This is a genomic window from Mesorhizobium sp. U510, assembly GCF_059180695.1.
This window is the reverse complement of the sequence record NZ_CP180532.1, coordinates 4847493-4859651: the sequence shown is the minus strand read 5'-3', so window position 1 is coordinate 4859651 and position 12159 is coordinate 4847493. Positions and strand designations below refer to the sequence as shown.

The following is a 12159-nucleotide window of genomic DNA, read 5'->3' as shown; positions in this document are numbered from 1 at the left end:
GTTAGGCTGTTGTTCGCGCATGTCGTTAAGCCCAAAACCGCTGCCCATTTTTGGGCGACATGCTCTATCCTGCGGCCAACCATGAATTGGCAAAGCGCATAATGGGCGAAAGGCGCCTATTCCTCGATGTCAGGCAGTCGGCGACCGGTCTCTCCTGGGAGCACCGGCTGACCGAACGGCAGGACATGGTCGCGCTTGCCATCGCGCAAGGTCATGGTGTGCCCGACATCGTCGCGCGCGTTCTGGCCGGACGCGGCGTTACCGCCGACGAGACCGAGCGGTTCCTCGATCCGACGATCCGCGACCTGTTGCCCAATCCGGCGTCGCTGACCGACATGGACAAGGCCGCCACCCGCATCGCGGCGGCGGTGATGGCGAGGGAAAAGGTAGCGATCTTTGGCGACTACGATGTCGACGGCGCCGCCTCGTCGGCCTTGCTGAAGCGGTTTCTGGCGCATTTCTCCATACCGTCGGAAATCTATATTCCGGACCGTATCTTCGAGGGCTACGGCCCCAATCCCGATGCCATGCGCGAACTCGTCTCGCGCGGCGCCACGCTAATTGTCACCGTCGATTGCGGCACCAACAGCGCCGTGTCCGTCGATGCCGCCAACGAAGCTGGCGCCGATGTCGTGGTGCTCGACCACCATCAGGTCGGCGGCGCGTTGCCGGCGGCGATTGCGGTGGTAAATCCAAACCGTGACGACGATCTTTCCGGGCAGGGGCATCTGTGCGCTGCCGGTGTCGTCTTTCTCGCCTTGGTGCAGACCGCGAAAATCCTGCGTGGCCTGAGCGATGTCGCGCCGCCCGACCTGCTGTCACTGCTCGATCTCGTTGCGTTGGCGACCGTTTGCGATGTGGTGCCGCTCACCGGCGTCAACCGCGCCTTCGTCGTCAAAGGGCTGCAGATGGCGCGCCAGCAGAAGAATGAAGGCCTGGCCGCATTGGCGCGGGTGTCGCGCATTGGCGAACCGATCAGCACGTTCCATCTCGCCTATCTGATCGGGCCGCGCATCAACGCCGGCGGCCGCATCGGCGATGCAGCACTTGGCAGCCGGCTGCTTGCGACGGACGATCCGGTCGAGGCGCGGACCATTGCCGAGACGCTCGACCGGCTGAACCAGGAGCGGCAGCTGATGGAGCAGGAGATGCTGGCCGCGGCGCGTGCCGAAGCCGATGCCGAGCTTGCCGGCGGCAACGGCCCGGCGATCGTCGTCACCGCCAGCAACAATTGGCATCCCGGCATTGTCGGCCTGCTCGCCTCGCGGCTGAAGGATCATGCGCGCCGGCCGGCTTTCGCCATCGCCTTCAATGCCGTGGGCATCGGTACTGGTTCGGGTCGTTCTGTGTCGGGCTTCGACCTCGGCCGGCTGGTGCGCGAAGCCGCCGATGCCGGGCTGATCGTCAAGGGTGGCGGTCATGGCATGGCGGCCGGCATCACCGTGGAGCGTGCCAGGCTGGGCGAGCTCAGGGCGTTCTTCGAGGAACGGGCGGCCGCCGACGTGTTTCGGCTGCAGGACGAGGAGAGCCTGGCGATCGACGGCGCGCTTGCCGCCGAAGGCGCGACGCTCAGCCTGCTCGACGCGCTGGAAAAGGCCGGCCCCTTTGGCGCCGGCCACGTCGCGCCGGTCTTCGTGCTGCCGCGCCATCGGCTGGCCGACGCCCGGCCGGTCGGCACCAATCATATACGCTGCGAATTGCAGTCGGACGCCGGCGGCCGCATCCCCGCGATCGCCTTTCGGGCCGTCGATACGGTGCTTGGCGAATTCCTGTTCAAGAACCGGGGCAAGAGCGTGCATGTCGCCGGCTCGCTGTCGGGCAATTACTGGAACGGCAACCGCACGGTGCAATTCCGTATCGTCGATGCGGCGCGGTCGTAGCTGCGTCAGTATCTATGCAGCTTGGTTGGCCGGCGCATAACGCAGCAGCGTCACGCCCTGGGGCAGGCTTTCCGTGCCAAGCGGTTTCAACGCCAGCGACAGGCCGGACTGGAAGTATGGCTTGCCGCCACCCAGCACGACCGGATGCATGTACAGCCGGTATTCGTCGATGAGCCCGACTCGTGTCAGATCTGCGGCAAGATCGGCCCCACCGAGGATGACGAGGCCATCCGTTTTCGTCTTGAGCGATCTTACTGCGGTCTCGGCATCGCCATTCACCAGCCGGGCATTGGACCCGACCTGCCGAAGCGTGGTCGAGAACACGATCTTCGGTGTATCCCGCCAGGCGTCGGCAAAATCCCGTTCGACCTCGGTGGCGCCGGTCTCGCGGTCAGGGCTGTCCCAGAAGCGCATCGTCTCGTACATCCGCCGGCCGGCAAGGACTGCCGACGCTTGCCTCATCATGTCGTTGAAGTGCTGGTGCAATTCCGTTTCGGGCACCGGCAGGCCAATGTCCCCGTCCGGCCCGGCGATGTAGCCGTCCAAAGAGGTGAGCATGGAATAGACGATTTTGGCCATCAGTGTGCCTCCGTATAGTGGGCACAGACCAGCATAACCAATTGCATTTTGCAATCAGTTATCGCGAGCACGGCAAAACGGAATTGCCGCACGCTTCAAGGGTGCGGCGTCTTCCGTCGATGGGACGCAACGCACGGTGTTTTTCAGGGGATGGCTGGCCTCAGGCGAGAACGGTCTGCAGCCGGGTCAGTTCGCCGATCTGCGCCATCGTTGCCTGGTAACCGATCTGGATCGCCTCGTCGGCGCGATGGAACTCGGTGAGGCCGATATGGCTGAGTTTGGGCTGCAGCGACATGTCGGGCGGATCGCCGGCAAGCCTGGCGCGCGAGATGCGGTCCTGGATGATGTTGAAGGCCTCGACCATGACGCCGGTGATGCCGAGGCGTGTCTGATGTGACTGGTACTCGGCGCCAACATGGCCGGGGCGCGGCGCATCCTTTTCGACAACCAGTTCGCCGGCGCTGTGTTTGATCACGGCCGCGCGGCCGAACAGGTCGTAATGAAGGTTGACCGCCACGACGAGCGGCTGCTCGTAGGCGCGGCAGACGGACACCGGAACCGGATTGACCAGCGCGCCGTCGACCAGCATGCGGCCGTTGCAGTTCACCGGCTCGAACACGCCAGGCAATGCGTAGGACGCGCGCATGGCTGTGATCAGCGAGCCGTTCGACAGCCAGATCTCGTGGCCGGTGCGGATTTCCGATGCGACGCTGACGAAGGGTTTTGGCAGGTCCTCGAAACGGACGCCCGCCACATGCTCGCGCAGACGGGCATCGAGTTTCATGCCGCCGAACAGGCCGCTGCCGCGCAGATTGAGATCGAGCAGGCCAAAAATGCGCCGCTTGGTGAGGCTGCGGGCGAACTCTTCCAGCTCATCCAGTTTGCCGGCGAGATAACAGCCGCCGACTAGCGCGCCGATAGAGGTGCCAGCGATCATCGAGACTTCGATGCCGGCTTCATCGAGCGCGCGCAGCACGCCGATATGAGCCCAGCCTCTGGCGCAACCGCCGCCCAAAGCGAGCGAAATGCCTGTTTTCTTGGGAGATTTCGTTTCGGACGCGCCGCCGGAAGAGGTCAGGCCGTTGGCCTCCCTGACATCTGGTCTGCTACGCAATGACGCCCACTCGAGCATCATGATCTCCCTTGTCCCACATCATTCGTATCAGAAGGATGTTTGAGAATAGTGAACATGAGTGGTTTGTGAATATGGAATGGTTCACAGAGGCTTCCGATACGTGACTTCCGCATCGAACAGCGGCTTGCTGCCGTCGTCAACAAGCGTTCCCTTGCCGTCGACAAGCCCCACCGTCCGATAAAAGCATGAACGCCGGCCGGTGTGACAGGTTGCGTCGTGGCCCAACACTTTGACGCGCAGCCACAATGCATCCTGATCGCAGTCGGTGCGCATCTCGACGACATGTTGGAAATTGCCGGAGGTTTCGCCCTTCTTCCAAAGCGCGTTGCGCGAGCGCGACCAGTAGTGGGCGATGCCGGTTTCCAGTGTCAGCGCCAAGGCCTGCGCATTCATATACGCGACCATCAGCAGCATGCCGTCTTCGGCATCGGTGACGACGACGGTGACAAGGCCGGCGGCGTCGAAGCGCGGCGAGAACACCGCGCCTTCCTCCAAGGCCCTCTTGTCTGATGGAGTTCTGGGAAATTCCAGTGCCGACATCGCCGGTGTATCTTCCTGTTTGACCATAATCTCTGGACAAACGTTTTCGTTTGTCCGCGAAAACCGATCCGCGTTTGTCGGGATCATGGCCTAGCGATATCGGCCTAGACGTTATGCCCCGCCGCCGCGAACCATGGTGACGAAACGAACCTGCTCCTCGGGCGTGTCCTTGAAAACGCCGGTGAAGGTGGAAGTGAGGGTGGTGGAGCCCTGCTTGCGGATGCCGCGCATGGCCATGCACATGTGCTCGGCCTCGATCATGACGGCGACGCCGCGAGGGTTGAGCACATCCTGGATGACGCCGGCGATCTGCGCGGTCAGTGCTTCCTGCGTCTGCAGGCGATGGGCGAAGATATCGACGACGCGCGCGATCTTGGACAGGCCGACGACCTTGCCATCCGGCAGGTAGCCGACATGTGCCTTACCGATGATCGGCACCATGTGGTGCTCGCAATGCGAATGGAACTGGATGTCCTTGACGATGACGAGATCGTCGTAGCCGGCGACCTCCTCGAAGGTGCGGCCGAGTTCCTCTGCCGGGCACATGTCGTAGCCGCCGAACATTTCGCGGTAGGCCTTGGCCACGCGCTTGGGTGTGTCGATCAGCCCCTCGCGGTCGGGATTGTCGCCGGTCCAGCGCAGCAATGTGCGCACGGCGGCCTCGACCTCGGCTTCGCTCGGCCGGTCGGTGACCGGCTTTTCCATGTAGGCGGCCTGGGGCATGAGTTTCTTGATGACGGCATCCATAAAAGGCGTCTCCCGTAGTTCCTCTCCAAGGAGGAACGAGTTGAACGGACCACGACCTTTCGGTGTCGGAAACTCGCCCCGTTTCCAGCCCCGTAAGCGGCGTGAACTTCCCGGCCAGGACAGTGGCGCTCATCGCCTTGTCGTTACCGGACTGCCAGCATTATATAAGGTCGTAGCGAGCGAAAGGAAGACGCAGCAGCGGCAATCGCTGTTCGCTTGGCGGCGACGGATTGGAAAATAATGATCAACGATGTCTACAACGCGAAAATTCTCGGTTTTGCCGGAAACATCGCCCGCATCGGCCGGCTCGATCATCCGGACGCGACCGCCAAGGCGCATTCCAAGCTGTGCGGTTCGACCGTTACCGTCGATCTCAAGATGGCGGACGGGGTGGTCACCGACTTTGCCCATGACGTGAAGGCCTGCGCGCTCGGCCAGGCTTCATCCTCGATCATGGCGCAGCATGTCGTTGGCGCGAGCGCCGAGGAATTGCGCATGGTGCGCGACACCATGCTGAAGATGCTGAAAGAGAATGGCGCGCCGCCGGAAGGGCGCTTCGCCGACCTCAAATATTTGGAGCCGGTGCGCGACTACAAGGCACGGCATGCCTCGACCATGCTGACCTTTGACGCCGTGGTAGACGCCATCAGCCAGATCGAGAAGAAGCGCGCCGAACAAGCGGCCTGATCTTGCCATTTTCCGTTCTCGCGATGCGCGGACTTCGCGGCAGCCCGCGACACCGACCCTTCCGTGGCGTGGTGTTCGTCTGGTGCCTTGCCGGCGCACTCATGTCGGGCTGCGGCGCGAGCCGGGCCGACGTGGCAGTCGCGCGGGATATCAACGACTATCTCATGAAGGCCATCCAGGCCTGTTGGGCCACCCGGCACAGGACACAACGGGCGGGCCACCGGCAGTCGGGATAAAACGACATCGACAAGTTTCTCGAAAAACACAAGCAGGCAAAGTAGCGGGGGCCTCGGCCCGGGACCGGCCTAGACCTTTGCTTCCAATGTCTGTCTGCTTTCAGCAAATTCACTTCGGACCCAGTCGGCGAACGCGGCGGCCGGCTCGGAAAGCTCCTCCAAGCTCCTGGCAACAAGCCAGTAGCCGCCGGATGCAACGTCGATGTCGAACGGCTTGATCAGTGCGCCGGTTTCGAGCTCGTTGCCGATCTGCAAGAGATCGCCCAGCGCGACGCCGTGTCCGAGCAGGGCGGCCTGCTTTGAGAGCGATATATCCGCCAGCAGCGGCCCCCGCGCGGGCACGGCATCGGCCGGCACGCCGGCGGCTTCGAACCAGCGCGTCCAGCCCTGGCGATTTTCCTCATGCAAAAGTGTGTAGCGGGCAAGGTCGATTGGCTTCTCGAGGGGAGGGCCCGAGGCGAGCAGCGCCGGCGACAAAACCGGTGAATCGACTGTGGAGGCAAGCCGCTCTGCCTGGCTGCGGGGCCAGGAGGTTGCGTTGGCGCTGAAGCGCAAGGCAAGCTCAGGTTGATCGCTGCGGAATTCGATCAGCCTGGCATCGACTTCGAGGGACACGTCGATATCGGGCCGCAGCTGGCGAAACCGGTTGAGCCGAGGCACCAGCCAGACGGAGGCAAGCGACGGCTCGACGCTGACACGAACCACGGACTGCGCCGGCGCTGCCACCAATTCGCCGAGCAGCCGATCGATGGCGTCGAAACTTGTGACAAGCTGATCAAGCAGCCGGCGGCCGGTGTCGGTCAGTTCGACGCGGCGATGGTGACGTTCGAACAAGGGCTGGCGCAGGAAGGTTTCAAGTTCGCGGATCTGGCGGCTGATCGCCGCCTGGGAAACGAAAAGCTCCTCGGCGGCCTTGCTGAAGCTAAGGTGCCGGCCCGCCGCCTCGAAACTCCTCAATGCCGTCAAAGGCAGCCGCCCGCGCTTCATTCGCATAACCCAGGATTATCCGAAGTGGAAATTATACTCGTTTGAAGGCCAAGGCCAGCGGCGGTCTAATCGCGTCAAAGGAGACCGACCATGATCCAGTTCCTGAGCATCTTTGGCGATGTGATGCGGGTCGCAACGTTCCAATGGCGTGACGAAAGACACCACGCAAAGTGTGGCGAAGAGCCTGTCCGCCACGGCCGCTGGGCGCCTCCGGTTGACAGGCTGCCGTCTCGTCGCTGCCGCCCATGACGGCGCAGGGGACACGGGGCGGGGATTGCGTTCTCCCGACGAAGCTCACATCTATCGCGGAGAAGCACGCGATACGGAGACTGCGGTGCACGACCCGCATGGGCAGGCCCATACTGTCAGACCGCCAGGGCGCGGGCGCAATTGGCCCGGCCCGTGGCGCAAGACGCCCGGCCGTGTCCTCGGCACGTCTTTCGTGCGGCTTTACCAGCTGACGCTTTCCGGTTTTGTCGGCAATTCCTGCCGGCATGTGCCGACCTGTTCGGAATACGCGCATGAGGCGATTGCCCGCCATGGCCTGTGGGCCGGCTGCTGGATGGGGTTTTTCCGCGTGCTGCGTTGCGGGCCGTTCGGCACGCATGGCATCGATTTGGTACCGGAAGTGCTGGCGGACCGTTATGTCTGGTTCATGCCCTGGCGGTACTGGCGGATCGGTCGGAAACGCGGCAAAGCCCAGGCCTGACGGTGGCCTAACTTCAAAGTCGGACTATTTCGTACCATTCAGCATCATGCTGGGTCGCCGTTTTGATACATGGAATCCTCCAACCACGACGCGACTTCTGTCCAAAACCAGTTGCCGATAAAGCGATCGTCACAGGCGAGGCCCAGTCATTTTTTTATATTCTCTCCAGATTCTGATTGCCATATATACTATGTAGCGCTCATGATGGTATATCAGATACATAATAATAAACAAAACAACAGTGAAGGCGACTGTTCCAACTAAAGATAGTATGAATTCTATCGGGTGTTTTTCGAATTTAATCCAGCTGAATTTATCTCTTATTTCTCCAGATGCCAGCGCTGATGCTGATATGCCGATCGTGTACCCGATCAGGCTCGTTAACGCGATATAGGCTATAACTTTTTTCCAAACACTCATGGAGAGCAAGGCCATAATTTCATTTCTGATCGGCATTCGAGCAGTCGACGCAGACATTGTCCAGACGGGTTAACCGGCGACGATATGAGCTCCTCAGATTTGAAGTGCAACACGCGTTGAATTAACGCGTGTTTGATGGGCCAGCATTATACGGATATCGATTTGAGGGCAGATTTTTAGAATTCGGTAGGGTTAACGCAAGCCTGCACAAAGACTGCGCATTTGAGACAAAATCGAGACAAGAGACCTCGCTAAGTCCGCTGGCGAACACCCTACTGGAGCGAGCATCAATGCGTAACATCGACCGTCTTCCCTTTATCCTGGCTGGAGTCCTCTTCCTGCTCGCCTGGCTGCTGGGGTTCCCGATGCGCGCGCAATCTGCGCCGCTTGGGGATGTGCAGTGCACACTGATCGCCGAAGCGGCGAGCGGCAAGGTTCTTTATCAGGACGGCACCTGCGACCAGCGGTTCAGCCCGGCCTCGACGTTCAAGGTGCCGCTTTCGCTGATCGGCTATGACGCCGGTATCCTGAGCGACGAGCACACGCCGAGCTGGGACTACAAACCCGAGTTCGCGGCGGTGAAGCGGGACCAGAAGACAGTCGACCCGACGATCTGGGAAAAGGATTCGATCCTCTGGTATTCGCGTGAACTCACCCGCAAGCTTGGACCGCAGAGCTTTGCCGGCTATGTCTCGAAACTCGACTACGGCAACAAAGACGTTTCCGGTAATCCCGGCAAGAATGACGGGCTTACCCATTCCTGGGTCAACTCCTCGCTCAAGATCACGCCGGTCGAGCAGGTCGATTTCCTGCGCAAGCTTCTGGCGCACAAATTGCCGGTCTCGGCCAAGGCCTACGACATGACGTCAGCCATCATCCCGACATTCCAGGCCGGAGGCTGGACGGTGCAAGGCAAGACCGGCAGCACGAGGCTGGCCAATGATGCCGACAAGATCAGGGATAAGCGTTCGCTCGGCTGGTTCGTCGGCTGGGCGAAAAAGGACGGACAGCAGATTGTCTTTGCCCGCCTGGTCGTCGATGCCACCCGCACTGATATGCCAAAAGGTCTCAAGACGCGCGCGACGTTCCTGAAAGACCTGCCGCTGCTGGTGAAGTAACCCGTCAGGCGGTTCGGCGCGCGCGGATGATGTGGCCGCCGGAAGTGTTCGTCATTCCCTTCGGGGCTTTGGAAAAGCGAGCGGCGAGATCGCCGCTCTCGATATCCTCGATCTCGTCGAAGCCGAGCTCGCCCAGGGATTTCGCCAGTTCGGCCGGAACGAAGAAGCTGATCCATGGCTCCCCGACAGATGCGACGCGGGCCGCATGGAAGGCCAGCGCGGCCTGTCCCGCCGCGTCACGGTTCTCGGCCGGTTCGCTGTAGTCGAACACGACCTCCGAGCCGGGAAAGCCTGCGATCCAGGACAATGTGTTGAAGATCGCTTCCTTCGTCAGGTAGGGCACGACCCCCAGCCAGACGAAGAAACTCGGCTCGCTCGACCGCAAACCGGCGGCAGCCAGTTCGGCGGAGAGACTCTGCCGCTCGAAATCGACCGGCACGAATCTGGTGGCGGTTGGCTCGGCAAGTCCGCTATCGGCAATGCATTTGCGTTTCCAGGCTTGCGTGGCCGGGTGATCGACTTCGAACACGCTGAGGTCGGGATACGGATTGCGCAGCGAAAACGTATCGAGGCCGGCGCCAAGCACGACGAGTTGGCGGACACCGCGACGCACCGCGGCCGCCAGCCAGTCCTCGGCGAAGCGGGCGCGCGCTGCCACGAACAGACGCATGCGCCGGCGGCGCTCCTCTTCCTGCTCAAGCTCGCGCGCCGCGGGAGCGGCTTCACCCAGAATCGCGATCGCGTAGGGATCGCGAAACAGCCCCGCCTGCGGTGAAAATTGATGCAGGGCCCTCATGCGGGCGACGCCAAGGGCGGTTCGGCTGGGTGTTGCGTTTTCCATATCGACAATTCCAGACGTTGCGGGGATGTTCGCAAGCCTGAGCGGTGGGCTGCGACATCTCTGCCGACATTTCCTGACGGCCGGCCAGCCAGCACTCTTTACCTGGCCCGGCACTGCCTCTAAAACCCGCGCGCTGCCGTTTGTCCATGTGATTGGCGCATCCGGCTCTATCTTGTGCATGTCGTAACCCCAGGACTGTCATACACTTTTGGGCGACATGCATTTCAACCACCCGCGCTCGTTTGCGGGACTGGATAGGAGAACCATATGCTGAATTCCGTTTCCCTGACATTTCCCGACGGCTCCGTCCGCGACTACGACGCGGCGATGACCGGCGCCGGCCTTGCCGAATCGATCTCGAAGTCGCTGGCCAAGAAGGCCGTCGCCTACGCCATTGACGGCACCGTGCGCGACCTCTCCGACCCGCTCGGCAAATCCGGCAAGGTCGAGATCATCACCCGCGACGATGCGCGCGCGCTTGAGCTTATCCGTCACGACACCGCGCACGTGCTGGCGGAGGCCGTGCAGGAATTGTGGCCGGGGACGCAAGTGACCATCGGACCGGTGATCGAGAACGGTTTCTATTACGACTTCGCCCGCAACGAGCCGTTCACCCCGGACGATTTCCCGGTGATCGAGAAGAAGATGCGCGAGATCATCGCGCGCAACAAGCCGTTCACCAAGGAAGTCTGGTCGCGCGACAAGGCGAAAAAGGTGTTCGCCGACAAGGGCGAGAGCTACAAGCTCGAACTGATCGACGCCATTCCCGAGGATCAGGACCTCAAGATCTACGCACAAGGCGACTGGTTCGATCTCTGCCGTGGCCCGCACATGGCCTCGACCGGCCAGATCGGCAACGCCTTCAAGCTGATGAAGGTGGCCGGTGCCTATTGGCGCGGCGATTCGAACAACCCGATGCTGACACGCATCTATGGCACGGCCTGGGCCGACCAGGCGCAGCTCGAATCCTACCAGACGATGCTGGAGGAGGCCGAGAAGCGCGACCACCGCAAGCTCGGGCGGGAGATGGACCTCTTCCATTTCCAGGAAGAGGGGCCGGGTGTCGTCTTCTGGCACGCCAAGGGCTGGAAGATGTTCCAGAACCTGGTCAACTACATGCGCCGCCGCCTCGACGAGCAGGGCTACCAGGAGGTCAACGCGCCGCAGGTGCTCGACAAGAGCCTGTGGGAAACGTCAGGCCATTGGGGCTGGTATCGCGACGCCATGTTCAAGGTGACGGTCGCCGGCGACGATACCGACGACGACCGCGTCTTCGCGCTGAAGCCGATGAACTGCCCGGGCCACGTACAGATTTTCAAGCATGGGTTGAAGTCTTATCGCGATCTGCCCGTAAAACTTGCGGAATTCGGCAATGTGCATCGCTACGAACCGTCGGGCGCGCTTCACGGTCTCATGCGCGTGCGCGGCTTCACGCAGGATGATGCGCATATCTTCTGCACCGAGGAGCAGCTGGCGTCGGAATGCCTGCGCATCAACGATCTGATCCTGTCGACCTATGCCGATTTCGGCTTCGACGAAATCAGCGTCAAGCTGTCGACGCGGCCCGACAAGCGTGTCGGCACCGACGAGGCCTGGGATCATGCCGAGGCGATCATGGGCAGCGTGCTGGAGACGATCAGGACGCGGTCCGGCAACCGGATCAAGACCTCGATCAATCCGGGCGAGGGCGCCTTCTACGGGCCGAAGTTCGAATATGTGTTGAAGGATGCCATCGGCCGCGAATGGCAATGCGGTACCACGCAGGTCGATTTCAACCTGCCGGAACGCTTTGGCGCCTTCTATATCGGCTCGGATTCGGAGAAGAAGCAGCCCGTCATGGTACACCGCGCCATCTGCGGTTCGATGGAGCGTTTCCTCGGCATCCTGATCGAGAATTATTCCGGCCATTTCCCGCTGTGGTTCGCGCCGCTGCAGGTGGTGGTGGCAACGATCACCTCGGAGGCGGACAACTACGCGACCGAGGTGGTGGCAAAGCTGAAGGCAGCCGGGCTGCTGGCGGAAGCCGATCTGCGCAACGAGAAGATCAACTACAAGGTCCGCGAACACTCGCTGGCCAAGGTGCCGGTCATCCTCGTCTGCGGCAAGCGCGAGGCGGAGGAACAGACGGTCAACATCCGCCGGCTCGGCTCGCGCGACCAGGAATCGCTTGGCCTTGCCGAGGCGATCGCGCGACTGACCGAAGAGGCCGTTACACCGGACCGCAGGCGCAAACGCGCGGCCTGATCCGATAGTTCCCAGGAATGGCGGTGGAGCGATCCA

12 protein-coding genes are annotated in these 12159 nt (G+C 61.8%); 5 read left to right on the top strand and 7 right to left on the bottom strand.

Annotation, left to right across the window (positions count from 1 at the left end):
• Positions 1 to 101 precede the first annotated feature (101 nt).
• Entirely contained in the window at positions 102 to 1880 is a 1779-nt protein-coding gene (gene recJ / locus ACLGL5_RS25285; protein WP_494372789.1) for a single-stranded-DNA-specific exonuclease RecJ, read from the top strand.
• A 12-nt stretch (positions 1881 to 1892) separates the two neighbouring features.
• Here the strand turns inward: recJ and ACLGL5_RS25280 are convergent, their stop codons facing one another.
• The 4 genes from ACLGL5_RS25280 to folE all read right to left on the bottom strand — a co-directional run bounded on the left by ACLGL5_RS25280 (position 1893) and on the right by folE (position 4881).
• On the bottom strand, positions 1893 to 2459 hold the full coding sequence (locus ACLGL5_RS25280; protein ID WP_069092277.1) for a dihydrofolate reductase family protein: 567 nt from the start codon (positions 2457 to 2459) through the stop codon (positions 1893 to 1895).
• 160 nt (positions 2460 to 2619) lie between these two features.
• Positions 2620 to 3591, bottom strand: a complete 972-nt coding sequence (locus ACLGL5_RS25275; RefSeq protein ID WP_069093433.1) for a patatin family protein — start codon at positions 3589 to 3591, stop codon at positions 2620 to 2622.
• Between the two features lie 84 nt (positions 3592 to 3675).
• Entirely contained in the window at positions 3676 to 4134 is a 459-nt protein-coding gene (gene hisI / locus ACLGL5_RS25270) for a phosphoribosyl-AMP cyclohydrolase (protein WP_069093432.1), read from the bottom strand.
• A gap of 111 nt (positions 4135 to 4245) precedes the next feature.
• The gene (gene folE / locus ACLGL5_RS25265; RefSeq protein ID WP_019858459.1) at positions 4246 to 4881 is read right to left on the bottom strand and encodes a GTP cyclohydrolase I FolE; all 636 of its coding nucleotides are present in this window, start codon (positions 4879 to 4881) and stop codon (positions 4246 to 4248) included.
• Positions 4882 to 5121: 240 nt separating this feature from the next.
• On the opposite strand from folE, the gene ACLGL5_RS25260 reads away from it, so the two are divergent.
• Positions 5122 to 5568, top strand: a complete 447-nt coding sequence (locus ACLGL5_RS25260) for an iron-sulfur cluster assembly scaffold protein (protein ID WP_019858458.1) — start codon at positions 5122 to 5124, stop codon at positions 5566 to 5568.
• A 305-nt stretch (positions 5569 to 5873) separates the two neighbouring features.
• Here ACLGL5_RS25260 and ACLGL5_RS25255 read toward each other — a convergent pair whose 3' ends face one another.
• On the bottom strand, positions 5874 to 6791 hold the full coding sequence (locus ACLGL5_RS25255; RefSeq protein ID WP_019858456.1) for a LysR substrate-binding domain-containing protein: 918 nt from the start codon (positions 6789 to 6791) through the stop codon (positions 5874 to 5876).
• Between the two features lie 334 nt (positions 6792 to 7125).
• Between ACLGL5_RS25255 and yidD the strand changes: the two genes are divergently transcribed.
• A complete protein-coding gene (yidD, locus tag ACLGL5_RS25250; RefSeq protein ID WP_069092276.1) occupies positions 7126 to 7500 on the top strand; it encodes a membrane protein insertion efficiency factor YidD in 375 nt (124 codons plus the stop codon).
• Between the two features lie 129 nt (positions 7501 to 7629).
• Here yidD and ACLGL5_RS25245 read toward each other — a convergent pair whose 3' ends face one another.
• Positions 7630 to 7956: a hypothetical protein gene (locus ACLGL5_RS25245; RefSeq protein WP_019858455.1), complete on the bottom strand. Its 327-nt coding sequence runs from the start codon at positions 7954 to 7956 to the stop codon at positions 7630 to 7632.
• 254 nt (positions 7957 to 8210) lie between these two features.
• Here ACLGL5_RS25245 and blaOXA point away from each other — a divergent pair, with 254 nt between their 5' ends.
• Positions 8211 to 9038, top strand: a complete 828-nt coding sequence (gene blaOXA, locus ACLGL5_RS25240) for a class D beta-lactamase (protein WP_038647092.1) — start codon at positions 8211 to 8213, stop codon at positions 9036 to 9038.
• Between the two features lie 4 nt (positions 9039 to 9042).
• Here blaOXA and ACLGL5_RS25235 read toward each other — a convergent pair whose 3' ends face one another.
• Entirely contained in the window at positions 9043 to 9879 is an 837-nt protein-coding gene (locus ACLGL5_RS25235) for an SAM-dependent methyltransferase (protein ID WP_069092275.1), read from the bottom strand.
• 267 nt (positions 9880 to 10146) lie between these two features.
• Between ACLGL5_RS25235 and thrS the strand changes: the two genes are divergently transcribed.
• Positions 10147 to 12123, top strand: coding sequence for a threonine--tRNA ligase (gene thrS / locus ACLGL5_RS25230; protein WP_069092274.1), 1977 nt, complete (start codon positions 10147 to 10149; stop codon positions 12121 to 12123).
• Positions 12124 to 12159 lie beyond the last annotated feature (36 nt).